This is a genomic window from Methylophilus sp. Q8, assembly GCF_000800115.1.
In the GTDB taxonomy this organism is placed as follows: Bacteria; Pseudomonadota; Gammaproteobacteria; order Burkholderiales; family Methylophilaceae; genus Methylophilus.
In genome coordinates, this window is sequence record NZ_JUHE01000001.1 from 1,415,856 (window position 1) to 1,438,900 (window position 23,045).

Here is a 23,045-nt window from a genome sequence, read left to right on the forward strand (position 1 = left end):
ATTTGTTAGTACGTAAGTAGGCGCTTACTTGGCTTTGATTAATGTGCCGACGCCTTCATCGGTCAACACTTCCAGTAATAACGCGTGTTCTACGCGGCCATCAATAATATGCACCGATTTAACGCCACTGCGCGCAGCATCCAGCGCTGAGCTGATTTTTGGCAGCATGCCGCCACTTAAGGTGCCGTCTTCTACCAGGTCGTCAATTTGTTTGGGCGTCAGGCCGGTCAGCAATTGACCATTTTTATCCAGCACGCCAGGTGTGTTGGTCAGCAAAATCAGTTTTTCTGCATTGAGAATTTCTGCCAGTTTGCCCGCCACCACATCGGCGTTGATGTTATAGGTTTCGCCATCACGGCCGACCCCAATCGGCGCCACCACAGGAATAAAGTCGCCACTATCGAGAAAGTTGATAATACTCGGGTCTATGGCAGAAATTTCGCCAACCTGGCCAACGTCAATCATCTTGCTTGGATCTTTGAGGTCTTCCATCAGCAGCTTGTGTGCATGGATAAAGTTACCATCCTGCCCGGTCAGGCCGACGGCTTTGCCGCCATGGCGGTTAATCAGGTTCACGATCTCTTTGTTCACCTGGCCGCCGAGTACCATTTCCACCACGTCCATGGTTTCTTCATCAGTCACGCGCATGCCCTGGATGAACTCGCCTTTTTTGCCCAGCTTATCCAGCATTTCATTAATTTGCGGGCCGCCGCCATGCACCACCACCGGGTTCATGCCGACCAGTTTGAGTAGCACCACGTCTTGTGCGAAGCACTCTTTCAGTCGTTCGTCAGTCATGGCATTACCGCCGTATTTAATGACGATGGTTTTATCAAAAAAGCGTTTGATATACGGTAGCGCTTCAGACAGGGTTTGCGCTTTTTGGCTGGAGGTCGAGGTTTGCATAGGTCAAACTTTCATTCAATCATCAGGCGATTGCAGTCAATCGGGTACAGGCAGAATTTTAGCTAAAAACTCATAACGATTTGATGAAAACTTTGGATTTTCTTTGAAAATTATAGAGTTTTTGTTTTTCGTGCGGTAATTGGTCAACATTTTGCTCGGTAAAACCGCGCTCCAGAAACCAGTGTTCAGTGCGCGTGGTCAGGCAAAATAACCTTTTAAAGCCTTTTTGGCTGGCTTGCTCCTGGCAATAGTTAAATAATTTGTCACCACGGCCACCGCCACGATAGGTCGGGTCTATCGCCAGGCAGGCAAATTCCACCATTTTTTCCTGGGCAAACGGATACAGCGCAGCACAACCAATGACGCGGTTATCGTGTTCCATCACGTAGAAATAATTAATTTCCATCTCGATGCGTTCGCGCCCGCGCCGCACCAGGATACCTTCGTTCTCCAATGGCTCAATCAGCATCAGGATGCCGCCGACATCATCAATATTGGCCTGGCGCATGGTTTCCAGCGGCAGTTCGGTAATCATGGTGCCTATGCCTTGCCGCGTAAACAGCTCCTGAATAATGGCGCCATCGATATGGCGCGAGATCAGGTGCGTCCTGGTCACGCCATGCTCGCAGGCGCGCACGGCGGCAGGCAGGTAGTAATTGACGTCTTCCGAGTAATGAATAGGCACATCGCTCTCCTGCACATTACGCAGCAGGTTTTTGGCTTTGGCCGAAGTCATTTCACGTAACAGTTCGCCGCGCAGGTTATGCACACCTTCTGAGTCCATCAGGAAGATCAGTTTTTCGGCATCCAGCGCACTGGCCGCGCTGACCGCCACATCTTCCAGTGTCAGGTTGAAGGTTTCACCGGTGGGTGAGTAGCCCATGGGGGATAAAAGCACCAATTCGCCGTCATCTAGCCGCTTTTGGATGCCAATAGCATCTATCTTGCGTACTTCTCCGGTATGTTGCAGGTCTACACCATCGCGCACGCCTAATGGTTTTGCCGTAACAAAGTTGCCACTGGCGACGCGGATATCACTGCCCGCCATCGGCGAGTTGGCAATGCCCATCGACAGTAAGGCTTCAATTTCGACGCGGATGGCGCCATTGGCTTCTTTCACTGCCTCCATGGCCGCATCGTCAGTAATGCGCAGGCCGTTGTGCAGTTTAGGTGTCAGGTTATCCCGCTTGAGGCGCTGCTCGATTTGTGGCCGGGCGCCATGCACCAGCACCAGCCTCACTTCTAGGCTGGCTAACAGGTTAAGGTCATGTGAGAGTGCGACAAATTGCTGCTCGCTGACCACTTCGCCACCAAAGGCAATCACAAACGTGCTGCCGCCAAAGGCGTGGATATACGGCGCTGCCGAACGGAACCAGTGCACAAAGTCTTTGCTATTGGCACTGGAAAGAATGGCCGGTGGCGTGTTGGTCAGTGAGACGGGTGTCAGGTTGGCGTCATACAGGCGGCCGGGTGTGGTGTTCAATGCCTGTGCCGCTGCGCGTAGCAGAACTTCTGAAATACCAATTTCGCCACGTTCAATGCGTGACAAATTACTTGCGTCTGTGCCCATACGCGAAGCCAGTTGCTGCAAGGTTAGATTTTGCGATTTACGCAAATCTCTGATGTTTGATCCGAGCATTTATTGTTTATTCATAATGATTATGCAAAATAATAATTAAAAATGGTTTTTATTGCAAATAAAGTGGAGGTGAGGTGGAGGTTTTATCTGAGTGCATTGGTGCATGCATTCAACGCACAAAAAAATGACGGCAACAGCCGTCATATGAGGTCAAGAACAGAGAGACTACGTCAACATCAACTTGCTGGCGCCGGGCGCATTGAGCGGTACATACGGTTGCTCTGCCGTTTGCTCAATACCAGTTGCCAGAGTTGCCCTTGCCGGGCGCGGAAATAGCCTGCGCAACACATCAGGTAGTATTTCCACATCCGGTAAAAACTTTCATCATATTTAAACTGCAGTTCCGGCCAGGCACGATTGAATTTGTCCCACCAGGCCATCAGCGTACGGTCATAATCGGGTCCGAAATTATGCCAGTCTTCGATCAGGAATTTTTGCTCAAGGGCCTGGCTGATTTCGCTGGCCGAAGGCACTTTGCCATTGGGGAAAATATAGCGGTCTATCCAGGCATCGGTATGCAAGGCAGTTCTGTGGTTGCCTATGGTGTGCAGTAAAAACAGCCCGTTATCCTTAAGCAGTCGGTGCGCCGTTTCAAAATACATGGCGTAATTTTTTTGCCCGACATGCTCGAACATGCCCACGGATACGATCTTGTCGAATTGGCCGTGCAGTTCGCGGTAATCCTTTAATTGGATATCCACTGGTAATCCGGCACAACGTTCTTTGGCCACGGTTTGTTGCTCGACCGATACAGTGATCCCCACGACTTGTACGCCATAGTGCTTGGCCATGTGTTTGGCGAGGCCGCCCCAGCCGCAACCGATTTCGAGAACGCGGTCGCCGGGTTGCAAATCAAGTTTTTGGCAGATCATGTCCAGCTTGTTAAATTGCGCTTCTTCCAGGGTGTTGGCGTGCTGCCAGTAGGCACAGGAGTAGCTCATGCTGCTATCCAGCATGGCTTCAAACACATCATTGCCAATATCGTAATGTTGTTGCGCCACCTGGTAGGCACGGTGAGGGGCCTGCAAGTTAAACAGCGTGTGGCGGATCACTTCGCCCAGCAAGGTCAGTTTGGCCATGCCGCCCATTTTTTCATCAATGTCGGCACGCATCACGCGGTGAAAGAATTCGTCCAGGCGCTTGCAGTCCCAGCGGCCTTCGATAAAAGCCTGCCCAAGGCCAAGCGTGCCTTTGGTCAATACGTCGCGGTAAACACTTTCTTCATAGACCTGAATATCCCATGGCGCATTGCCATTAATGGTCACGCCGGTTTCAGCGAGCAGGCGGGTGAGCGTCTCGGGTGGCGCAGGCTGCTGCGCAATATATTGGTTGGTCGTGGTTTTCGGCATAATCGTCTGATAATCCCAAATAACACAAAGCGAAAGCGTGGCGGGTTAGTAGCATCTTAAAAACAGTCGCTGCTGCTGACAACTCGTCATATGACGTATGACAGCATGCATCATAAAAATTCACATGAAATGCGAGATTTCACGTGTTGATGCGCGAAATAATATTGAATTTATGGCTGCAAGATGGCAAACCAGAGTGACAGGCTGCCGATGCTGAGCAGGGTGCTCATGAACACGGCTGCGGCGTACAGGGCGCCGTCCAGCCGGTAGCGTTCGCAAATGACAATGCCAAACACCATGGTAGGCATGGCGGCGAGCAGAATGCAGGCTGTGAGCTGGTCGCCATGCAGACCCAGGGCGATGGCGGTATATTGCGCCGCCAATGGTGCAATCAGCAAACCGATCACGCACACAGGCAGCAATAAGGGAATCAATTTGAGTTTAAAGGTATCCCAACGGATGCTCATGCCGAGGGCGATCAGCATCAACGGCACCACGCCGCCAGCCAGCGTGTGCAGCGCATGGCCGATCATGACGGGTTGCGGCACATGGCTCACGTTCAAAACGGTCGCCAGCAGTAATGCCCACAGCGGAGGCACGCGCATTAACTCCCTGATCGGGTGCGATTTGTGTTCAGATTGGCCATAGGTTTGCGCCATCAGCATGCCCAGCGTCAGCAATACCGGCGTACAGGCGAACAGATCAAATTTAAGTACGATTTCATGCGTCCAGTCGCCAAGTACTTCGCTGGTCACGGGGAGCCCTAGATAAGTCGCGTTGGGAAACGTGGCCGCCAGCATCAATGCGCCTTGTTGCGCGCGTGAAACAGTCATGACGCGCTGCAAGAGGTGTAGTGTCAGCCACATGCACAAGGCGGCCACTGTGAGGCGGCTGAGCGCGGTGAGCGCAATGCTGAGTGTGCTGGCATCAAATGGTGCCTGCCATAAGATATCCAGCACCAATGCAGGTAGCAATATGTAAAACACCAGGTCGGTCAGCGCGCGGCGGTGTGCAAGCGCTGACATATGGTCAGGCGCCATGCGTTGCCAGAGCATCCCGGCAGCGATCAATAGCGCCATTTGTAACATGACTTGGAACATGGGGCGATGCTACCTGATTAAAGAGTCTAAAAGAGTCATTAAAAGTCACCTTCTATTGCAGGCGGATTCATTTTCTCGATTTTTTTAAGCCATGGTTGATGCAAAAAACCACTTTTGATGCTGACCTTTACTGAATCATTTTTTTCTATGTGATTATAAAATTGACCTGAAATACTGAGATTATCCGGTAAGGGTGGTTGGTTCGGGCTAACAACCAAATGATATGTATGGTATTTGCCATTCTTTACGCGATGCGTCACGGAATATTTATCTGTTACATGGAGTACACGGGTCTCGTAGGGGCCGTGGTCAAGCCGAATATTGGCATCGTACATCCAGCCGTAACACGCAAAGGCCAGTCCAGGAAAACCAAACATACATATTTCAGCGAGTATCAGGTGTCGGCGGGCAGAAACCGTGATTGAAGTCAGGCAAAAAATAATGATGAGTATTGCACCTATGAGTGCGGTAGTTATGGCATAAGGGGCCAAATCCCATGGGTGGAGTAATTCGTTGTCGTGAAAACCAAAGAAACGGATAAATTCCAGTCCTCCTACAACAGCCAGTGCTGAACTGAGGGCCAAGGTAATGGCTGCGTTGCGCTGGTTAGGCACTTTCCAGAAGTGAGGGTCTAACTCTTTTTGCTGCCTTAATGCGTTCGCCAGGGATTGTAGAGCGGGTAGTTTCTCATCAATAAAATTGTCTTTAGCAGGCCGATCCTTGGCGGGATAAGAGAGCTTCAAAAAAAGATGCTGCCCATCACAAATTAATTCGCTGCCAGGATGAAATGAAATATTGTTCGCATCTGTTTGGAGTGCAAGAATGATTTTTTGTGAGAGTTCTGGTTGTTGGCCAATCAGGTCTGCATCTTCCTGGGTAATGCAGCTCAGATAAATGCGCTCATCAAAGCTTTTTTCTCCAGTCTGGCATTCATAAGATAATCCTGTAAATTTTGCCCACTTATCAAAGCCTCTTTCAAGTCTGGCAGAAAACTGTAATGAGGATGAACAGGGAATTTCGAGACGACCAGTCGCTGGCGCTTTATCAGTTGCATCGGACCAGTTGTATTTGTATTTTCCATGAACCGGGATAAGGCTTTTATCCCGGTCCTGCAAGGCTGAATGCAGGGACGTTTTCTGATGCAGGCGGATGATAATTGCGATGACAGTGGTAAAAACTCCCAAATAAAACCACATTAAAAATCGCCCCACAGTGACTGCATGCTGGCGATGGCAGTGAGTGCGGCGGTTTCGGTGCGTAAAATTCTGGGGCCGAGGACGATAGATTGGAAGTGGTGTTGTGTGGCGAGTTCAATTTCAGCAGGGCTCAAGCCACCTTCAGGGCCAATCAGCAAATGAATGGCGTGCTCAGGTTTGTTTAAAACTGCCAGCCGTTTGGCACCTACCGGATTGAGTAATAAATTTAGGCAATCTGGCGTGGCATGCTGGCTTAACCATTGCGCTAGCGTGACTGGCGCATGCACCAGCGGCACAATAGCGCGGCCGCTTTGCTCGCATGCCGCGATGGCTACGCCTTGCCAGTGCTCAGTGCGTTTCTCGGCACGGTCGCCGCTGAGCTTGGTCACGCAACGCTCTGTGCTGAGCGGGTAAATCTCGGTCACACCGAGCTCTACTGCTTTCTGGATGGTGTAATCCATACGGTCGCCGCTGGAAATGCCTTGCAGCAAACGAATATTGAGTGGTGATTCGTTATTCACTTCGCTTCTGCTCAACACCTCAACCTGTGCGGACTTTTTCTCTATGCTGGTCAGCGCGCACTGGTAGTCAAAACCATCGCCGCAAAACAGGTTAAGTGTATCGCCCACTTTCAGCCGCATGACCCTCACTGCATGTGCCATAGCGTTTTCACTGAGTGGGGCTTGCTGGCCGACAATCAATGCAGTCGGGCTATGAAATCGTAAATTACTCATGACTGGCATTGTAACCAAAATGCCACTATTTATGGCGCTAGCGTGGTACGCATGGCGATGCGGGCGCGCTGCCCACAAGATTCACCTCGGCGCCTTAATCACGTACCATATTGCTTTGAATTTAATGGCAGGAGTATTCTGATGGCAAGTATTAGCCCACCCGTATGTGATTTTGGCTGGAAAGCCCCTCTGTTTAATCTGTTTAGCACCGATAAAAAGGCGGTCAGCATTAGCGATAGCATGGGTTCAAACGGCTTGTTGGTGATGTTTATCTGCAATCATTGCCCTTATGTCAAAGCCATATTGCCGCGGCTGATTGCTGATGTACGCGAGCTGCAAACCTTGGGTATCAATACCGTGGCTATTTCGAGTAACGATGACTTCGAATATCCTGAAGATAGCTTTGAAAACATGCAAAAAATTGCCACCGAGATGCAGTTTCCTTTCCCTTATTTGTGGGATGAGCGGCAAACTGTGGCGCAAGCTTATGGTGCGGTCTGTACGCCTGACTTCTTCGGCTTTAATAAAAACTTCGAGCTGCAATATCGTGGCCGCTTTGATGAAAGCCGCAAGGAAACCGCGCCTGAAAGTACGCGCGAGCTGTTTAATGCCATGAGGCTGGTGGCAGAAACAGGGAAAGGGCCACAGGAGCAGATCGCAAGTATCGGTTGTTCTATTAAGTGGAAAGAATAAGTCTTAACCGGGCGTCCCATCAATACGTGGTTGACTAAGTATCGGCCAATAGACGATCGCAAATAGCGTAAATGCGGCGATCCAGCCGCCGGCGGCCAGCATCACGGATAGGCGGTAAAACTCAGGCAGCACGATGGGCAGGAGCACCCGGCTCAGGGTGGCGAAAATCACCAGGCCAAATACGCAGATCACGCTGCGTGGTGGCGTGTGGATATTGCGGCCGGTGTGACCTAATGAGACGCGTGCCATCATGGCTAATGTAATCACGCCGATGCCGCCAATGGCCCAGCAGTGGATAGCCAGAATGACGGAAATGCTGTGCGCGAAAAAGCTGGCGGCATAAAGTAGGAATCCCAGATTGATTAACCACAATCCACAATAAAAACTCCATAGCAACGGTACTTGCCAGATACCTGGCGTATGCCAGCGCCATAATCTAAACCCGGCACTCAAACTGATAGTGAGTCCTAACACTGCATTAACTATTCCGGCATTAACGGTCAAGATATTGATCAGCAAGGTTGCCAGGCACACCATAAGCAATCGGTCTATCCAAGTTGAATTTTTCAGCAGGACTTCTTCTTTGACGCCGCGTTCGATAAACATTGGCAAGATGCGGCGGCTGATGACCATAATCAGGCTGACATTGAGCAGCAGGCCTATCCATAATGCAGCGTGTGCGCCATTGGTGGTCCAGCCTAGTGCCTGGCTATAAAAAGCAGCATTGCCTGCCGTGAGAAAAATGATTTTCGACAGCACGCCAAGTTGCCGCCATTGCTTGACCTTGATAATCGGCTGGGCGACTGCGGCGATGAGCCATGCGTTAAAGAGTAAATCGAATATTGCTGCCAAAAGCACCTGGCCTGGGGCAATCAACATCGCACTACGGGCAATGACCCAGCACGCGGCGAGACCTAGTAGCGGGCGGCCATGCAGGGTCTGTATGCCGGTCCAGTTTTTGACCGCTGTTAGCAAAAAACCGGCAATCACGGCAAAAGCAAAGCCATACAGCATTTCATGGGCATGCCACTGCGAAGGTGAAATGGTGGCCAATGGCTGGGCATACAGCTGAAAATAGTTTGCCATCCAGACTAGCATAGACAGGGCGGCAAAGCCTGCCGCCAGCAGGAAAAATGGCCGAAATCCGAGGTTCCATAGCGCAAATCCTTGTGCGGGGCGCTTGTGGCTAGGTGGGGAAATTTGAATCAGCGGCTGCATATGGATGCTCCTTGGAGACTGGCAATGCATATCAGCATAGCAATTTAAAGTTGCATTGTAAATGAAACATATTTAGAATGCAGGCATGCAACTCAACAAATTTACCGATATTGGCCTGCGCGTACTCATGTATTTGTCGCAGTCACGCTTTGGTCAGCAGGTGACCATAGACGAGATCGCTACGACGTTTGATTTACCGCGCAATCACCTGATTAAAGTGATTACACGCCTGAATAAACTGGGCTGGATCAAGGCGACACGTGGCCGCAATGGCGGGCTGGAACTGAATCCAGACTCACTCAATTTGCGCATAGGCAATATTTTGCGCGAGCTTGAGAATACGACTGAGTTGATTAATTGCGAGAAGCCGGTGTGCCAGTTTCATGGCAATTGCCTGCTCAAAGATGCTTTGCAGACGGGGTTGGAATCTTTTTATACCCACATGAATCAACATCGCCTGCTGGATATCGTCAACAACAATACCAGGGACAAAATTATTTTTATGCACAAAGCCCATGCGGCATAGATTGTAGTGATTTGCGTGAGCGGTCTTTTTTAAAAGGCCATTTTTTTACATTAAATGTTTCATTTTAAATGCTAGTTAAAGGAGTGTTTATGTTATCCAGTGCCGCCCGTCCGTATATCCAAGCCAGTGTGCCCGTGTTGCAAGCGCATGGTTTGGCGATTACCACCACGTTTTACCACAATATGTTTAACGCGCATCCTGAGTTGAAGCATTTGTTCAATATGGGCAATCAGGCCAATGGTAGCCAGCAGCAATCGCTGGCCGCGGCGGTATTTGCTTATGCGGCCAATATTGACCAGGCCCATGTGCTGCAGCCAGTGATCGACCGCATAGTGCACAAACATGCTGCGGTAGGCATCAAGCCAGCGCATTACCCGATTGTGGGGCGTCATTTGCTGGGGGCGATTGCCGAGGTGTTGGGTGAAGCCGCCACGCCACCCCTGATCGCGGCCTGGGATGAGGCTTACTGGTTGTTGGCCGGGGAATTTATTGCCGCCGAAGCCAGGTTGTATCAAAGCACCGGCTATGCGGCAGACCAATGGATAGCTGCGCATATCACTGAGGTCAACCCAACCGCAGACGGTATTCTGTCGATTCAGTTAGCGGCCGAAGATCAGGCATTGCCCGCGTTCAAGGCCGGGCAATATATCAGCGTCGCTGTTACCTTGCCTGATGGTTTGCGCCAGATCCGCCAATACAGCTTGTCAGATGCCGAACAAAACGCGGGCTACCGCATCAGTGTCAAACGTGAAGCAGGCGATACACACACGCCACAGGGTACGGTGTCTAACTGGCTACATCAGCAGGCAGCAGTGGGCGGGCAATTGTTGATCAGCCATCCTTATGGTGAATTCACGCCCGACCTCAAGGCAAAGCAGCCATTGGTGCTGATTTCGGCTGGTGTTGGTATCACGCCCATGTTGTCGATGTTGAAGACGATGGTGCGTGACCAATCCACACGCGATATCTGGTTTTTACATGCTGGCCGCAGCTTACAGCATGTACCACATCTGGATGAGCTGATTGCCAGCACTGAGCAACTGCCGGCACTGAATTTGGCCTTGTATATTGAAGACAAGCCGGGCTTTGCGGCAGAGCGTCTAGTACAGGCCGGACGTATGCGTGTGGCTGAGTGGCCATTCAATGCCGCACTCAATGCTGAGTATTATCTGTGTGGCCCGCTGCCGTTTATGATCGAACAATGGCAGGCATTGCTGGCGCTGGGTGTCCCACCACAGCACATTCATCGCGAAGTGTTTGGCCCCGAAAGCCTGAGCCAGGCGGCTTAGCGGCATGTACAAAAGCAGCAGTATTCACAAACTGGCGTTAGAATGACGGTCTTCGATCAGCGCCTGGAAAGGGTTCAAGCATGCAAAAACAACTTAAATGGGGCATTCTCGGGGCTGCGCGGGTCAATGAGCGCTTACTGCCCGCCATTGTTGAGGCCGCGAATTCGCAACTGGTGGCGGTTGCCAGCCGCCGCGCCGGGGCAGCCAAAGCGACGCTGGATAAGTATGCGCCCAACCTCGGCGGTGTCGCTTGCTATGACGACATGGATAGCCTGCTGGCGGATAGTAATGTTGAAGCGGTGTATTGCCCGATGGCTAACGAGGAGCATGCCGAATGGGCGCTCAAGGCGATTCAGGCGGGCAAACATGTGCTGATTGAAAAACCGATGACCACCAATCTGGCCGATATCGATACCATTGAATCTGCGGCCAAAGCCAAAGGCCTGACGGTGATGGAAGGCTTTATGTACCGCTTTCATCCGCAGCATGCCAAAGTGGCCGAGCTGGTGGCTTCCGGCCTGATCGGTGATGTATTGTCCTGCCGCGCCAGTTTTTCGTTCCTGATGGCACCGTCGCGTATGTACCGTATCAACCGTGATATGGCAAACGGTGGTGGTGCCATGTGGGATATTGGGCCTTATGCGATACACGCTTTGCGCTGGTGTTTTGGTAAAGATAATGTGCCTGCCGAACCGCAACATGTGGTGGCGTATGGCAAGCTGAATGAACATGGTGCTGATGTGGTGGCCAGCGGCGTGCTCGATTTTGGGCCTGATGCGCAAGGTCGCGCGCGTTTTGGCAACTTTGACGTCAGCTTTGAACGTGGCCGCAAAGCCGAATATGAGCTCATAGGCGATAAAGGCTGGATCAAGTGCCACAATATGTGGGCGTACCCAGGTGATGACCCGGTGATTAGCTGGGAAGCAGGGGGTAAATCAGAAACTATCGTGTTGCCTAAAGCCAACCACTTTAATTTAGAGATTGAGCACTTTAGTGACTGCGTGCTTTACGGCAAAGCGCCTTTGCTGACGTTTGATGATGCGCGTGGCAATTGCAAAGCGATTGAAGCGGTGATCACTGCGTTAAAGCGCTAAAGTGAGCTTAATAAAAAAGGATGCCTGGGCATCCTTTTTTATTATTTAAATCTTGGCAGGCTTTTATATTTTGCCGTGCTTTTAGATCTTTCCATCTAAGCCCATCTGGTAGTACTTATGTACGATTTTCTCCTGGTTTTCCAGTAGCCAGTCGATGCTGGGCTCATTGCGCAAGGCTTTCTGAATCGCTTTGAAAGTGGCTTCGCGGTGAATATCAAACAGGGCTTTGTGGTCGATTTTCTCTTGTTCCAGAATTGCCGGGCTTAACCAGACTGACACGATAATACCGAGGTCATTGGCTTTTTCTTTCGGGATATCGCCGCTACGCACCGCATCCAGCACGCCGTTGGCAATCGCGCCTTGCACCGTACCCATCAAGATATTGGTATAACGTGGGTCTTTCACCGTCACCTTGCTCACCATCAGGGTCGCCGGGCGCACCATAATGTCGGTATTCATAATCGCCAGCACACGGGTATGACCTTTGACCTGGTCACCCAGCAGGTTGGCAAATGCCGTGCCCATAGGGCCATTCATTTCGCCAATGGCGACTTCAGGTTCGGCAGCTGTGCCGGGTGGGCCGCCAGCGACCAGTGCTTCACCTACACGCATGATAATTCGTTCGTCAGACATCATTACTTCCTTTGCTATCAATGTTTTGTCATGGTAGGGGAAAGCCTCCCTGAAAGCTACCCTTGCAGGCACTAGAATGACCTTTTTCATAGGTCAGCCATAGCAAAACCATCATGAGAAAAAGGTGATTAACGCTTGAAGAAAAACGGGTTCTAGTGAATAATCTAGCCTTTCCGTAAAAGGCAGGTTTTCCGGGCTTTTTAAAGAATTCAATCAAGGTTTTGCAGCTTTTTGTGTAAGACCGCTCACTTTCACTCTAGGGAGAAAACAATGGCAACTCGTGTCGACTTGTGCAACGCCATCCGTGCTCTGAGCATGGACGCTGTACAAAAAGCAAACTCCGGCCACCCAGGCGCACCTATGGGCATGGCTGAAATTGCTGAAGTATTGTGGAACCACAATCTGAGCCACAACCCAACTAACCCACAATGGGCTAACCGTGACCGTTTCGTATTGTCCAACGGCCATGGCTCTATGTTGATCTACTCCTTGCTGCACCTGACCGGTTACGATTTAGGTATTGAAGATATCAAGACTTTCCGTCAATTGCACTCCCGCTGTGCTGGCCACCCTGAGTACGGCTACGCACCAGGCATTGAAACCACTACAGGTCCATTGGGCCAAGGTATTGCTAACGGCGTTGGTTTCGCGATGGCAGAAAAACTGCTGGCTGACCAATTCAACAAGCCAGGCCACAACATCGTTGACCACTACACATACGTGTTCCTGGGCGACGGTTGTATGATGGAAGGCGTTTCTCACGAAGCATGTGCACTGGCTGGTACTTGGGGCCTGGGCAAATTGGTTGCTTTCTGGGATGACAACGGTATTTCTATCGACGGCCACATCGAAGGCTGGTACACAGACGACACCGTAGGCCGCTTCAAAGCATACGGCTGGCACGTTGTTTCAGTAGATGGTCACGACCAAGCTGCGATTCAAAAAGCAATCGACGAAGCTAAATCAGTGACTGACAAACCATCACTGATCTGCTGTAAAACCATCATCGGTAAAGGTTCACCAAACAAATCCGGTTCACACGACTGCCACGGTTCCGCACTGGGCGACGCAGAAGTTGCTGCAACACGTGCTGAAATCGGCTGGCCACACGAGCCGTTTGTTATTCCTGCTGACGTATACGCTGGCTGGGATCAAAAAGCTAAAGGTGCTGAGCGCGAATCTGCTTGGGACGCTAAATTTGCTGCTTACGCAGCTGCATTCCCAGCTGAAGCTGCTGAATTCAAACGCCGTATGGCAGGTGAATTGCCAGCTAACTGGAAAGCATTGACTGACGCAATCATTGCTGAAACTAACGAAAAAGCTGAGAAATTGGCTACTCGTCAAGCTTCACAAAAAGCAATTACTGCTTTGGCTCCAATCTTGCCAGAATTCCTGGGCGGTTCAGCTGACTTGACAGGTTCTAACCTGACAGCATCTAAAGACTTCAAACACGTGAGTGGTAAAGAGCCAGGCAACTACATCTCTTACGGTGTACGTGAGTTCGGTATGTCTGCCATCATGAACGGTATGGCATTGCACGGTGGCTTGTTGCCATACGGCGGTACTTTCCACATGTTCTCTGACTACATGAAAAACGGCATGCGTATGTCTGCGTTGATGCATCAACGTGTGGTTTACGTATTGACCCATGACTCTATCGGTCAAGGTGAAGATGGTCCTACACACCAACCAGTAGAAAACACTTCTGGTCTGCGTATGATTCCTCGTATGGATGTATGGCGCCCAGCTGACTCTACAGAAACAACCGTTGCATGGGTTGCTGCAGTAGAGCGTACTGAAGGCCCAACCAGCTTGGTATTGAGCCGTCAAGCTGTGCCAGGCATCAAGCACGACGCTAAAGACTTCGACCTGATCCGTAAAGGTGGCTATGTATTCTCTGACGTCGCTGGTAAAGCTGATGTCATCATCATTGCTAACGGTTCCGAGTTGGATCTGGCCATTCAAGCGGCTGCTGAATTGAACGCTGCTGGTACTAAAGTGCGTGTGGTTTCCATGCCATCCACTAACGTATTCGACCGTCAAGACCAAGCTTACAAAGACAGCGTATTGACTCCAGGCGTTAAACGCGTGGCTGTTGAAGCTGCTCACCCAGACTTCTGGCGTAAGTATGTAGGTATTGAAGGTGCAGTTGTTGGTATCGATACCTTCGGCGAATCCGCACCAGGCGGCGCACTGTTCAAACACTTCGGCTTCACAGTTGAGAATGTTGTGAACACAGTGAAATCTGTTCTGTAATTTAGAACAGTCGCTATAAAAAACCGCTTCCTAGTGAAGCGGTTTTTTTACGTTCACGCCTAAATGGCGTTATAACGTTATGATGCTATAATGTCTGAAAACTCATTCAGAGGAGAACTCAAATGGCCGAATTGTCCAAGCGTTCAACCGTATATTTTGACCCAGCTATTCATCAAGCTTTGCGCTTAAAAGCAGCCACCAATCACAGCTCACTTTCTGAACTGGTAGATGAGGCTGTGAGACTGTTAATGCGTGAAGACCAAGAGGATCTGGATGCCATCAATCAGCGCGCGAACGAGCCAGAGATAAGCTACGAAGCGATGCTCAATGCTTTAAAGCAAGATGGCAAAATATAGTATTAGTTTTAAAGCCTCGGTTGCCAAAGACCTGCGTGCCATCCCCAAGCCGGATGTGGCACGTATACTCAGCCGTATTAATACCTTGGCAGAAGATCCTCGTGCAGATGGCTGCATCAAACTCACGGGGCATGATTGCTACCGTGTCAGGCAAGGGCTCTACCGCATTGTCTATGAGATTCACGACGATAGGTTGGTGGTGTTGGTGATTAAGGTCGGTCACCGTTCAAGCATTTACGATCAGGTTTAAATGCCGCCCAATGAGGCGGTTTTTTTATATCTGATATTGCGAAATCTCTTTGCGCGACAAGCGAACTAGGGTATTCAATAATAACCCTGTAAAATATATGGTTTTATTGTTTGCACCAAGAAAGTCCGTATGTCTACATTACCAGCCTGCCCACAATGCCAATCCGAATACACCTACGAAGACGGTGATAACTACATCTGCCCGGAATGCGCACATGAATGGAGCAAGGTTGCAGCAACAGATTCAGACGAAGTGAAAGTCGTGCGCGATGCCAACGGCAACGTGCTGCAAGATGGCGATACCATTACTGTGATTAAAGACCTGAAGGTTAAAGGTTCTTCATCAGTCGTCAAGGTCGGTACTAAAGTGAAAAACATCCGCCTGGTCGATGGCGATCACGATATCGACTGCAAAATTGATGGCTTTGGTGCTATGAAATTGAAGTCGGAATTCGTGAAGAAAGCCTAGTGAATAAATTGATTCATTAAGTGGTTATCTATTTTGAATAATCCTACTTCTTATCCTTCTTATCTTTTTTGGGATCAAAGGACTCAATAGCAAAATAATCTTCTGATGAGTGAACTTTGACGTTCTTCAGCCAAGGACGCTTCTCCTCTTCAGATAGGACAGAGTCTACAATTTTAATTATTGCTCTTTTTTCCCACAGATCTGCTCTTGGGTAATATTGTCTGATTTCCAAAACATCAGTTCTTGATATATTCGATGATAAAGCATCTAATACTGCCCTGCCTACGTAAGCTCCCGAATTTCTTTTAAGGCTTCGGAAGAACTCCATTAGTGCGCTGGTATTCGAAAATCCCTTTGAACCAAGAAGTCTAACCAAAGACACTAATATATATTCTGGATACTTTATACCGTGAACCAGAGTTTCAGAAAAGTAAGACTTGATGGATTCTTTAAGAGCAGGTGGAATCAGAGATTCTTTCTTAATTAACAGATCAACAAATAGAGGCGTAAATTGAGGAAACTTCTCGACTAAAGATTGATATAACGACAGCTTGCTGTAGTCTCCACTTGCTACAACTATTCGAAGGAATTTTCTAACATCATCTGGTTGTAAAATTTGGTTCGAAGTGATTTTTGACTCTAACTCTTCTGTCGTAACATCTTTTAATTCATTGATTTCGCGCTCAGATAGCTCCCTAAATTTTGTTGGAATTGTTCCTGAGTAACCAACAATAATTCTGCCTTGTCGCAACTCATTCGCAACTTGTCTAGCTTCTTCGGAAATTACAGCTGTGGATTTGGTTTTTTTGGATACATCTTCAATAACTGTTTTTGCAGGGTTTACAGTTAGCCCTTCTAGATAGAGCCTTTCTACAAGAACACTGAGCCAAGAATGTGCAGTTTTTGCGTCAGGAGCGAATAGCCTATAGTCATCAACAAACCTACAAAATTGAATATCTAGCGATCGTAAATAGTCGTCTACTGAAATTAATGCAGCTTCTGCCAATACTCGACTTGCATTACCACCAATTGGTAGGCTGTATGAGTCTCTGTTGGCCCAAAATAGTAATAGCTCATTGGTAAGCTTAACTAGCTTATTATCGATTGGTAGGCTTAGTAACGTTGACTCAAGGCGATGAAGGTTTAAACGGTCATAAAAGTTGGATATATCACATTTGACCAATACTTTAACTCTTCGACTTTTTTGACGCTCAGTAACATGTGCTTGAAATGAGGTGTAGTTATACTTTGAGTCAAATAGGTAACCTGCATTGGGTTTAAATCGATAGGAAAAAACAACCTTATGTTTCTTCTCTATTCGATGTTTTTCAATAATATCAGCATACATCAACACCAGAGCTAAGTATGCGATTGTATCAACTGGCTGAATTAGTGCTGCCCTCCGAAAGTCGTATGCGTCCTTTTTTGGAAAAAAGACATGACTAATAGAGTGAATTTTTAAGCCATTTAATGTATTCGAGATAATTCTTGATTTTACTTGCGTGGATAACCAGCGTCGGAAAAGTTCATTTTTTAATAAGCCTATTTCGAAGGGGTCTGGAAAAATGTCAGTCAACCCTTCTTTTTGAATATTATCAATCGCTAACGCTATGGCCTTATCAATATGCACGTGAGCCTCAATATAAAATTTATTGTTAAATTATTTTGATAGAGCTGATATGTGGATATTTATTTCTATAAGTTAGTTTTATAGATTTACCACATCAAAATGATGCTTTCTAATTAAACCCAATCTCATATTGTAGCTCTCAAACTTATAGTATTTATCAATTTTTAATGTAAGGTCTTTTTCATGTGAACTGAGAATGCTGTTGCACCAAAAAGCATCTATCTTTCAAAGTGCCAGCACCCTAATCTAGCGAAGCATATCAATTCTATTTTTAACGAATCTCCACTTTTCCTACACTGTTTTCAGCAACTGTCTGATACCGCTATCTTTCTCAGAAATTATCATTTAACTACTAAAAATTTAAATTAATTGAGGAGGCTGTATGTCATCGTTCGTTCTGTATCTTATCGGGTTCGCTATTCTGATTGGCGGGATTGCATGGGCGCTAGTTGAAGCGGGTGTGCCGCATTTGTATATCGTGATTGCTTCAGTGATACTCACCGGTATAGGCATATTAAAGGCTGTGTCACATACAAGAACTAAGGATATCTCCCGTAGCTAAAAGGGGTGCGGCTTTACTGTCACCAAATCAAGTTTCTGAAGTGAATGGAATGAACAATCTGAATAAAACTGATTTAACGCTGGATGGTTTAAGTATTGTTGGCCTATATCTGGAAGATGTATTTTCGGTATGGGAGCATTTCGACAAGAATGCTAATAAGTACTTTACCGTTTTTATGATCAATAATTCCCGCATCACTGTGCCAGCGACTGACGCCAATGCGGCATTGCTTTATAAGAGTGGCCAACCGGTGTCTGAATTCGTTGTAAATGATGGCATTGTGGATGAGATTGAAATTACCAAATAGCAGCGTTGCCTAGCCAAACTGGGCAGCTGCTGCCCGATTCATGATATTTCGTAGCAACATTTGCATGCAATTGCATTAAACCAATTGGCCTGAGCCAACTCTCAAATATAATCCTTTATATTTCCTATTCTCAGGTTATCCAAATGCGAACCGAAAACGCTGTTGCACCAAAAACCATTTACCTCAAAGACTACACACCTGCGCCTTATAACGCTGCGCAGGTGAATCTGAGTTTTAACCTGTTGCCGGGTAAAACCATTGTCACGTCTGAAGTGAAGTATGTGAAAAACCCGGCGGGTGTTTCAAATGATCTGGTGTTGGATGGTGATGACCAAACAATCGTTTCTGTTTTGATTAATGGTCAGCCATTTGATGGTTACACCGTGGCTGATGGTCAAATGACGATAGTGAATCCAGGTAATGAATTCACATTAACCATCGTCAGCGAGATTGACCCGGCGGCGAATACGGCGCTGGAAGGTTTGTATCAATCACAGGGCAACTATTGCACGCAATGCGAGGCGGAAGGCTTCAGGCGGATTACGTACTATCAAGATCGCCCTGATGTGCTGAGTGTGTTTACCGTGCGTATTGAGGCAGATGCCAAGTCGTATCCGGTGTTGCTCTCTAACGGTAATTTGCAGGAAGAGGGCGGTTTGCCTGATGGCCGTCATTTCCGTGTCTGGCATGACCCTTTCCCTAAACCTTGTTATTTGTTTGCGCTGGTGGCGGGCGATCTGGAGCGCGTGGCGGATACGTTTACGACCATGACTGGTCGCAAGGTGGATTTGCATATTTATGTGCGCGCTGGCGATGAAAAGCAGTGTGACCACGCGATGGAATCACTGAAAAAATCGATGAAGTGGGATGAGAAAGTATATGGTCGCGAGTATCAGCTCGACCTGTTCAATATTGTCGCGGTGAGCGATTTTAATATGGGGGCGATGGAAAACACCTCGCTCAATATTTTCAATACGGCGCTGGTGCTGGCGCATCAGGAAACCGCGACCGATAGCGATTTTATGAGTGTGGAAGGCGTGATTGCTCACGAGTATTTCCATAACTGGACGGGTAACCGTGTGACTTGCCGTGACTGGTTCCAACTGTCACTCAAAGAAGGCTTTACCGTGTTCCGTGATCAGGAGTTCAGCGCGGATATGAACTCGCGTGCGGTACAACGCATTGACGATGTGAACGGCTTGCGCCGCTTGCAGTTTGCTGAAGATGGCAGCCCGCTGGCGCACTCGGTGCAGCCGGACCAGTTTATTGAAATCAGCAACTTTTACACTAAAACCATTTATGAAAAAGGCGCTGAGCTGATTCGCATGCAGCATACTTTGCTGGGCGCGGAGACGTTCCGCAAAGCGACGGATTTATATTTTGACCGCTATGATGGTCATGCCGTGACTTGCGATGATTTTGTGCAATGCATGGCGGATGCCTCTGGTCGCGACTTGTCGCAGTTTTTCCGCTGGTATAAGCAGGCGGGCACACCAACACTACAAGCCAGCAGCCATTACGATGCAGCGCAGAAGACCTATACGCTGACGTTTAAACAATCTCAGCTGGATACCCCAGGGCAGAGCGATAAACAGCCTTTGCATATCCCGATTGCGGTTGGCTTGCTGGATGCCTCGGGTAAGCAGATTCTGTCGACACAAGTGCTGGAAATGACCGCACGTGAACAATCATACACTTTCGCTGGGATTGCCGCCAAGCCAGTGCCTTCCATTTTGCGCGGCTTCTCGGCGCCAGTGAAGCTGGAAACGGATTTAAGTGATGATGACCTGCGCTTGCTGCAAGTGCATGACACTGACGGCTTTAACAAATGGGAGGCGGGCCAAACATTGGCTTTGCGTACCATTCAACGCGTGATGGCAGACCCGCAAGCCGATATTGCCCAGTTTGTCGCTGATTTTGGCCGCTTGATTGAGCAAGGTTTAAATGGGCGGGGCGATAAAGCCTTGCTGGCACGTGCGTTGAGTTTGCCGATGATAGGCGTGATTGGGCAGTATCTGCCCGTGGTCGACCCGGCGGCAATTGATGCCGCGCGCACCAGCATCCTGACGCAGATTAAACGTGCCCATAAAGATACGTTAGCGGCGCTATACGACGCGAACAGCAACCCCGGCACATTCTCGGTAACGCCTGAAGCCATGGGCCGCCGTGCCTTGCAAAGTGCCGTGCTGGAAATTCTCACTGTGACCAACGGCACTGGCTGCGCTGCACGCGCCAAGGCGCACTATGACGCCGCTGATAATATGACTGACCGTGTCGCCGCATTGGCTTGCCTGAGCGACAGCACGCAGCCGCAACGCGCGGAAGCATTCTCGGATTTCTACCAGGAATTTGAGGCTTATCCGCTGGTGGTGGATAAGTGGTTCTCATTGCAAGCCTTGGCTAATCGCGAGGCGATTTTTGATGACCTGGCCATGTTACGCAAGCATCCGGATTTCAATATCAAGAACCCGAATCGCGTGCGCTCACTGTATACCGCGTTTGCGATTAATAACCCGGTCAAGTTCCATGACCCTAGCGGCAAAGGTTATGCTTTCTTACGTGATGCGATTATCGAGCTGAATACCATTAACCCGCAAATTGCCGCGCGCATGGTGACACCATTGCGCGAGTGGAAGCGCTACACACCTGCATTGCAGGTTCAAATGAAAGCGGCGCTGGAAGCCGTATTGGCCACGCCTAATCTGTCCGGTGATGTATTTGAGGTAGTCAGCAAAAGTCTTAATGGGTAATAAAAAAAGCGGAGTTTAAACTCCGCTTTTTTGTATGTTTCTAAGGGAAATTATTTGCCCATTGCTTCGCCCAGGCGTATCGGTTTGCCTGGGTGCCAACTTGCATTAAAGGTGAGTACGTCTTTTTCAAACAGCATCACTACCGTAGAGCCCAGCAGGAAGCGGCCCATTTCTTCGCCTTGTTTTAAGGTGATATTGCGGTCTTTGTAATCCCAATGCACCACTTTGCCAGGGCGTGGCGGGTTGATAATGCGGTCTTTGGTATCGTGCCAGACGGTGGCCATGCTGCCGACAATGGTGGCGCCTACCAGCACCAATACAAACTTGCCATGCTGGGCGGATTCAAACGTACACACCACGCGCTCATTACGCGCAAACAGGCCAGGTACATTGGCCGCAGTCAGTGGATTCACCGAGAATAAATCGCCAGGCACGTAAGTCATGCTCAGTAGTTTGCCATCGCAAGGCATATGGATGCGGTGATAGTCTTTCGGGCTTAAATACAGGCAGGCAAAACTGCCGTTGGCAAAGTTGGCCGCTAAATTTGCATCGCCGCCGACTAAAGCCTGTGCCGTGTAATGGTGACCTTTGGCCTGGAATATCTGGCCTTGTTCAACTTTGCCAAACTGGCTGATCGCGCCATCTACCGGGCACACAAAAGCATTGTCTGCCAACGGGCGGACACCTGGTTTCAGTGGGCGGGTAAAGAACAGGTTAAATGAGGGGTAGCTGGCAATATCACCATTGAGCGCTTCTTCCATATTGACATGGTATTTGCGCACAAACCAGCCGATAAAGGCCGTGGTCAGGCCACCTGCTTGCCAGTGCGCCAGTTTGCCGGCGGCAGCGGTGAGTAATTGTTTGGGGGCGATGTATTGCAGCAGAATGGCGAGTTTCACTTCTATCCCTTATTGAGCAGTTCTTGTTTGTTGCAAGAGCTGGTTTTTTATCTTGTATTTATTCGTGATTCTACAAATAAAAAAGCACAGGCGATATATCGGCCTGTGCTTTTTGCCTATGACTGTTAAATTAAACAGTTTTCGGCTTGGTTAAATTCCAAAATTAGTTTTTGGATTGATCAACCAGTTTGTTTTTAGCGATCCAAGGCATCATGGCGCGCAGTTTGTTACCGACTTGCTCGATTGGGTGAGCAGCGTTCAAACGACGGCGTGCAGTCATTTCTGGATAGTTAGTGCGGCCTTCCAGGATGAACTGTTTAGCGTAGTTGCCGTTCTGGATGTTGGCCAGGCATTGACGCATTGCATCTTTAGACTGGCTGTTGATCACTTGTGGGCCAGTCACGTACTCACCATACTCCGCGTTGTTGGAGATGGAGTAGTTCATGTTGGCGATGCCGCCTTCGTACATCAGGTCAACAATCAGTTTCAACTCGTGCAAGCACTCGAAGTAGGCCATTTCTGGCGCATAACCAGCTTCAACCAATGTTTCGAAACCGGCTTTAACCAGTTCAACCGCACCACCACACAGTACAGCTTGTTCGCCGAACAAGTCAGTTTCTGTTTCTTCGCGGAAGTCAGTCTCGATCACGCCACCTTTGGTGCCGCCGTTAGCTGCCGCGTATGACAAAGCGATGTCTTTGGCTTTGCCAGAAGTGTTTTGGTAAACCGCGATCAGTGAAGGAACGCCGCCGCCTTTGAGGTATTCGGAGCGTACAGTGTGGCCTGGGCCTTTAGGGGCGATCATGATCACGTCCAGATCGGCGCGTGGCACGATTTGGTTGTAGTGAATGTTAAAGCCGTGGGCGAATGCCAATGCTGCACCTTTTTTCAAGTTAGGTGCGATTTCGGCGTGGAAAATTTCTGCCATGGTTTCGTCTGGCAGCAATACCATCACAACATCAGCTTCTTTAACTGCTGCAGCGATTTCGAGTGTTGTGTGGCCAGCGCCTTCAGCTTTAGCCCATGAGCCGCCGCCTTTACGCAAACCGATGGTGACGTTGACGCCGCTGTCGCGCAGGTTAGCTGCGTGCGCGTGGCCTTGGGAGCCGTAGCCCACGATAGTCACTTTTTTGCCTTTAATGATGCTTAAGTCGGCGTCTTTGTCGTAATAAACGTTCATGTCTGCTTTT

General features: G+C 49.0%; 22 protein-coding genes. 11 read left to right on the top strand and 11 right to left on the bottom strand.

What is annotated here, in order from left to right; all coding sequences use genetic code 11:
* Positions 1–24: 24 nt before the first annotated feature.
* The 6 genes from argB to GQ52_RS06945 all read right to left on the bottom strand — a co-directional run bounded on the left by argB (position 25) and on the right by GQ52_RS06945 (position 6,924).
* Positions 25–906, bottom strand: a complete 882-nt coding sequence (argB, locus tag GQ52_RS06920) for an acetylglutamate kinase (RefSeq protein ID WP_019883464.1) — start codon at positions 904–906, stop codon at positions 25–27.
* 70 nt (positions 907–976) lie between these two features.
* Positions 977–2,545 carry an amino-acid N-acetyltransferase gene (argA, locus tag GQ52_RS06925; protein ID WP_019883463.1) on the bottom strand — a complete coding sequence of 523 codons (1,569 nt, stop codon included), beginning with the start codon at positions 2,543–2,545 and terminating at the stop codon, positions 977–979.
* Between the two features lie 176 nt (positions 2,546–2,721).
* Entirely contained in the window at positions 2,722–3,894 is a 1,173-nt protein-coding gene (gene cfa, locus GQ52_RS06930; RefSeq protein WP_047516193.1) for a cyclopropane fatty acyl phospholipid synthase, read from the bottom strand.
* A 170-nt stretch (positions 3,895–4,064) separates the two neighbouring features.
* Positions 4,065–4,994, bottom strand: coding sequence for an AEC family transporter (locus tag GQ52_RS06935; RefSeq protein WP_047516196.1), 930 nt, complete (start codon positions 4,992–4,994; stop codon positions 4,065–4,067).
* A 38-nt stretch (positions 4,995–5,032) separates the two neighbouring features.
* Entirely contained in the window at positions 5,033–6,190 is a 1,158-nt protein-coding gene (locus tag GQ52_RS06940; protein ID WP_047516199.1) for a hypothetical protein, read from the bottom strand.
* Positions 6,190–6,924 carry a 16S rRNA (uracil(1498)-N(3))-methyltransferase gene (locus GQ52_RS06945; RefSeq protein WP_047516200.1) on the bottom strand — a complete coding sequence of 245 codons (735 nt, stop codon included), beginning with the start codon at positions 6,922–6,924 and terminating at the stop codon, positions 6,190–6,192. The genes GQ52_RS06940 and GQ52_RS06945 overlap by 1 nt, the downstream gene beginning before the upstream one ends.
* A gap of 141 nt (positions 6,925–7,065) precedes the next feature.
* Between GQ52_RS06945 and GQ52_RS06950 the strand changes: the two genes are divergently transcribed.
* Positions 7,066–7,617: a thioredoxin family protein gene (locus GQ52_RS06950; protein WP_047516203.1), complete on the top strand. Its 552-nt coding sequence runs from the start codon at positions 7,066–7,068 to the stop codon at positions 7,615–7,617.
* Positions 7,618–7,620: 3 nt separating this feature from the next.
* On the opposite strand, the gene GQ52_RS06955 is transcribed toward GQ52_RS06950, so the two are convergent.
* Positions 7,621–8,835, bottom strand: coding sequence for an NnrS family protein (locus GQ52_RS06955; RefSeq protein ID WP_047516205.1), 1,215 nt, complete (start codon positions 8,833–8,835; stop codon positions 7,621–7,623).
* Positions 8,836–8,920: 85 nt separating this feature from the next.
* On the opposite strand from GQ52_RS06955, the gene GQ52_RS06960 reads away from it, so the two are divergent.
* The 3 genes from GQ52_RS06960 (at position 8,921) to GQ52_RS06970 (ending at position 11,744) form a co-directional block, all read left to right on the top strand.
* Positions 8,921–9,361 (top strand): Rrf2 family transcriptional regulator, encoded by a 441-nt coding sequence (locus tag GQ52_RS06960; protein ID WP_047516209.1) that lies wholly within the window; start codon positions 8,921–8,923, stop codon positions 9,359–9,361.
* 89 nt (positions 9,362–9,450) lie between these two features.
* Positions 9,451–10,650 carry a globin domain-containing protein gene (locus GQ52_RS06965; RefSeq protein ID WP_047516213.1) on the top strand — a complete coding sequence of 400 codons (1,200 nt, stop codon included), beginning with the start codon at positions 9,451–9,453 and terminating at the stop codon, positions 10,648–10,650.
* Between the two features lie 80 nt (positions 10,651–10,730).
* Positions 10,731–11,744: a Gfo/Idh/MocA family protein gene (locus GQ52_RS06970; protein ID WP_024930590.1), complete on the top strand. Its 1,014-nt coding sequence runs from the start codon at positions 10,731–10,733 to the stop codon at positions 11,742–11,744.
* 81 nt (positions 11,745–11,825) lie between these two features.
* On the opposite strand, the gene fae is transcribed toward GQ52_RS06970, so the two are convergent.
* The gene (gene fae, locus GQ52_RS06975) at positions 11,826–12,377 is read right to left on the bottom strand and encodes a formaldehyde-activating enzyme (RefSeq protein ID WP_019883452.1); all 552 of its coding nucleotides are present in this window, start codon (positions 12,375–12,377) and stop codon (positions 11,826–11,828) included.
* 270 nt (positions 12,378–12,647) lie between these two features.
* Here fae and tkt point away from each other — a divergent pair, with 270 nt between their 5' ends.
* The 4 genes from tkt (at position 12,648) to GQ52_RS06995 (ending at position 15,707) form a co-directional block, all read left to right on the top strand.
* Positions 12,648–14,633, top strand: a complete 1,986-nt coding sequence (gene tkt, locus GQ52_RS06980) for a transketolase (protein WP_047516217.1) — start codon at positions 12,648–12,650, stop codon at positions 14,631–14,633.
* A 122-nt stretch (positions 14,634–14,755) separates the two neighbouring features.
* On the top strand, positions 14,756–14,989 hold the full coding sequence (locus tag GQ52_RS06985) for a hypothetical protein (RefSeq protein ID WP_024930593.1): 234 nt from the start codon (positions 14,756–14,758) through the stop codon (positions 14,987–14,989).
* Entirely contained in the window at positions 14,976–15,239 is a 264-nt protein-coding gene (locus tag GQ52_RS06990) for a type II toxin-antitoxin system RelE/ParE family toxin (RefSeq protein WP_047516220.1), read from the top strand. The genes GQ52_RS06985 and GQ52_RS06990 overlap by 14 nt, the downstream gene beginning before the upstream one ends.
* 129 nt (positions 15,240–15,368) lie before the next feature.
* On the top strand, positions 15,369–15,707 hold the full coding sequence (locus GQ52_RS06995) for a zinc ribbon domain-containing protein YjdM (protein WP_047516223.1): 339 nt from the start codon (positions 15,369–15,371) through the stop codon (positions 15,705–15,707).
* A 43-nt stretch (positions 15,708–15,750) separates the two neighbouring features.
* Here the strand turns inward: GQ52_RS06995 and GQ52_RS07000 are convergent, their stop codons facing one another.
* Positions 15,751–17,337, bottom strand: a complete 1,587-nt coding sequence (locus GQ52_RS07000; protein WP_200884046.1) for an RNA-directed DNA polymerase — start codon at positions 17,335–17,337, stop codon at positions 15,751–15,753.
* A 382-nt stretch (positions 17,338–17,719) separates the two neighbouring features.
* Between GQ52_RS07000 and GQ52_RS07005 the strand changes: the two genes are divergently transcribed.
* From GQ52_RS07005 to pepN, 3 genes are all read left to right on the top strand, one after another.
* Positions 17,720–17,899 carry a hypothetical protein gene (locus GQ52_RS07005; RefSeq protein ID WP_019883446.1) on the top strand — a complete coding sequence of 60 codons (180 nt, stop codon included), beginning with the start codon at positions 17,720–17,722 and terminating at the stop codon, positions 17,897–17,899.
* 49 nt (positions 17,900–17,948) lie between these two features.
* A complete protein-coding gene (locus tag GQ52_RS07010) occupies positions 17,949–18,206 on the top strand; it encodes a hypothetical protein (protein ID WP_047516226.1) in 258 nt (85 codons plus the stop codon).
* Positions 18,207–18,349: 143 nt separating this feature from the next.
* On the top strand, positions 18,350–20,956 hold the full coding sequence (gene pepN, locus GQ52_RS07015) for an aminopeptidase N (RefSeq protein ID WP_047516229.1): 2,607 nt from the start codon (positions 18,350–18,352) through the stop codon (positions 20,954–20,956).
* Positions 20,957–21,006: 50 nt separating this feature from the next.
* Here pepN and asd read toward each other — a convergent pair whose 3' ends face one another.
* Positions 21,007–21,855 carry an archaetidylserine decarboxylase gene (gene asd / locus GQ52_RS07020; protein ID WP_047516232.1) on the bottom strand — a complete coding sequence of 283 codons (849 nt, stop codon included), beginning with the start codon at positions 21,853–21,855 and terminating at the stop codon, positions 21,007–21,009.
* A 163-nt stretch (positions 21,856–22,018) separates the two neighbouring features.
* Positions 22,019–23,035: a ketol-acid reductoisomerase gene (gene ilvC / locus GQ52_RS07025; RefSeq protein WP_019883440.1), complete on the bottom strand. Its 1,017-nt coding sequence runs from the start codon at positions 23,033–23,035 to the stop codon at positions 22,019–22,021.
* Between the last annotated feature and the right edge of the window lie 10 nt (positions 23,036–23,045).

Coding starts and splice junctions, on each gene's coding strand:
- argB (WP_019883464.1), bottom strand. CDS start 906: ATGCAAACCTCGACCTCCAGCCAAAAAGCGCAAACCCTGTCTGAAGCG.
- argA (WP_019883463.1), bottom strand. CDS start 2,545: ATGCTCGGATCAAACATCAGAGATTTGCGTAAATCGCAAAATCTAACC.
- cfa (WP_047516193.1), bottom strand. CDS start 3,894: ATGCCGAAAACCACGACCAACCAATATATTGCGCAGCAGCCTGCGCCA.
- GQ52_RS06935 (WP_047516196.1), bottom strand. CDS start 4,994: ATGTTCCAAGTCATGTTACAAATGGCGCTATTGATCGCTGCCGGGATG.
- GQ52_RS06940 (WP_047516199.1), bottom strand. CDS start 6,190: ATGTGGTTTTATTTGGGAGTTTTTACCACTGTCATCGCAATTATCATC.
- GQ52_RS06945 (WP_047516200.1), bottom strand. CDS start 6,924: ATGAGTAATTTACGATTTCATAGCCCGACTGCATTGATTGTCGGCCAG.
- GQ52_RS06950 (WP_047516203.1), top strand. CDS start 7,066: ATGGCAAGTATTAGCCCACCCGTATGTGATTTTGGCTGGAAAGCCCCT.
- GQ52_RS06955 (WP_047516205.1), bottom strand. CDS start 8,835: ATGCAGCCGCTGATTCAAATTTCCCCACCTAGCCACAAGCGCCCCGCA.
- GQ52_RS06960 (WP_047516209.1), top strand. CDS start 8,921: ATGCAACTCAACAAATTTACCGATATTGGCCTGCGCGTACTCATGTAT.
- GQ52_RS06965 (WP_047516213.1), top strand. CDS start 9,451: ATGTTATCCAGTGCCGCCCGTCCGTATATCCAAGCCAGTGTGCCCGTG.
- GQ52_RS06970 (WP_024930590.1), top strand. CDS start 10,731: ATGCAAAAACAACTTAAATGGGGCATTCTCGGGGCTGCGCGGGTCAAT.
- fae (WP_019883452.1), bottom strand. CDS start 12,377: ATGTCTGACGAACGAATTATCATGCGTGTAGGTGAAGCACTGGTCGCT.
- tkt (WP_047516217.1), top strand. CDS start 12,648: ATGGCAACTCGTGTCGACTTGTGCAACGCCATCCGTGCTCTGAGCATG.
- GQ52_RS06985 (WP_024930593.1), top strand. CDS start 14,756: ATGGCCGAATTGTCCAAGCGTTCAACCGTATATTTTGACCCAGCTATT.
- GQ52_RS06990 (WP_047516220.1), top strand. CDS start 14,976: ATGGCAAAATATAGTATTAGTTTTAAAGCCTCGGTTGCCAAAGACCTG.
- GQ52_RS06995 (WP_047516223.1), top strand. CDS start 15,369: ATGTCTACATTACCAGCCTGCCCACAATGCCAATCCGAATACACCTAC.
- GQ52_RS07005 (WP_019883446.1), top strand. CDS start 17,720: ATGTCATCGTTCGTTCTGTATCTTATCGGGTTCGCTATTCTGATTGGC.
- GQ52_RS07010 (WP_047516226.1), top strand. CDS start 17,949: ATGAACAATCTGAATAAAACTGATTTAACGCTGGATGGTTTAAGTATT.
- pepN (WP_047516229.1), top strand. CDS start 18,350: ATGCGAACCGAAAACGCTGTTGCACCAAAAACCATTTACCTCAAAGAC.
- ilvC (WP_019883440.1), bottom strand. CDS start 23,035: ATGAACGTTTATTACGACAAAGACGCCGACTTAAGCATCATTAAAGGC.